This is a genomic window from Halomonas sp. 707D4, from assembly GCF_024158685.1.
Taxonomy (GTDB): domain Bacteria; phylum Pseudomonadota; class Gammaproteobacteria; order Pseudomonadales; family Halomonadaceae; genus Vreelandella.
The window spans coordinates 1-1,309 of sequence record NZ_JAMZBD010000675.1 but is presented as its reverse complement, the minus strand read 5'-3'; the positions used below and the strand labels follow the sequence as shown (position 1 = coordinate 1,309).

Annotated in this window: 1 protein-coding gene; it reads left to right on the top strand. The window is 69.6% G+C overall.

The features are described 5' to 3' along the window. Window positions 1-144: 144 nt before the first annotated feature. A partial coding sequence (locus tag BIS11_RS17810) for a 3-deoxy-D-manno-octulosonic acid transferase (protein ID WP_253586758.1) occupies window positions 145-1,309 on the top strand: 1,165 nt, incomplete at its 3' end.

The following is a 1,309-nucleotide window of genomic DNA, read 5'->3' as shown; positions in this document are numbered from 1 at the left end:
GGTCAAGGGCGGCGACTACCGGGTCGAGGAGATCGCCGGCATCGACGCCGTGCTCGAAAACGGCGGCGAGGTGAAGGTGCTGGGCTTCGAGGAGGGCGTCTCCACCTCGGGCATGATCCAGACGATCCTCGAGCGCGAGGCGTAGTGAAAAGGCGCCTGCCCCGCGCGCTCTACTCGGCGGCGCTCTACGCGCTCTCGCCGTTGATCCTGGCACGCATCTGGCGTGAGCAAGTGCCCACTTACCCACGTCGCCAGCGCCTCGGCATGGGGCTTGATGCGGGCCTTGGCGAGTTGCCGGCAGCGCCATGCCTCTGGCTGCACTGCGCCTCCGTCGGCGAGGTGCGCGCCGCCACGGCTCTGATCGAAGCGCTGCTGGCACGCTATCGGGATCACGGCCTCTTGATCACCACCATGACCGCGACCGGTGCAGAGCAGGTCCAGGCGCTGATCGCGCGCCAGGGCGAGGCGGATCGGGCACGCCTGGCCCACCGGTTTCTGCCGCTGGATTTTCCGGGCGCGGCCCGGCGCTTTCTGGCGCGGGTAAAGCCCGCGCTCGCGCTGATGTTCGAGACCGAGCTGTGGCCCAACCTGCTGCACGCCTGCCGGCGTCAGGGCGTGCCGGTGGCGGTGGTCAACGGCCGCCTCTCCGAGCGGGCGTTCGCGCGCTACCAGCGCATACATCCGCTGATGGCCGCGACGCTTTCCGATGTCACCTGGCTTGCGGCGAAATCCGCCGAGGATGCGGCGCGCTTCCAGGCGCTCGGCACGCCTCGATGCACCCGCGTGGTGGGCTCGCTGAAGTTCGAGATGGCAACTCTCGATCAGTCTTGCAGTGATAGTGAGCGCTTGCCTTTGACGAGCGGCACGCGGCGGATCTGGGTGGCGGGTTCCACCCGCGAAGGCGAGGAGGCGCTGCTGCTCGATGCCCACCGGGCGCTGCGCCGGCGCTACCCCGAGGCGCTGCTGATCCTCGTGCCCCGCCACCCCCGGCGTTTCGACGAGGTCGCCGCGCTTTGCAGGCGCGAAGGCCTGGCCACGGTCAGGCGCAGCGACGACGTTCCCATCGGTGATGAGGTCGCGGTCTACCTGGGCGATACGCTGGGCGAGATGGCGCTTTACTACTCGGCGGGCGAGGTGGCCTTCGTGGGCGGCTCGCTGGTGGCGCTCGGCGGGCACAACGTGCTCGAACCCGCAGCACTGGGAAGGCCCGTGCTGTGCGGGCCCTCGCTTGAGAACTTCGCCGACGTGGCCGCACCGCTGATCGAGGCGGGCGTTCTCACCACCGTCGACTCGATGGATGCGCTGGCCG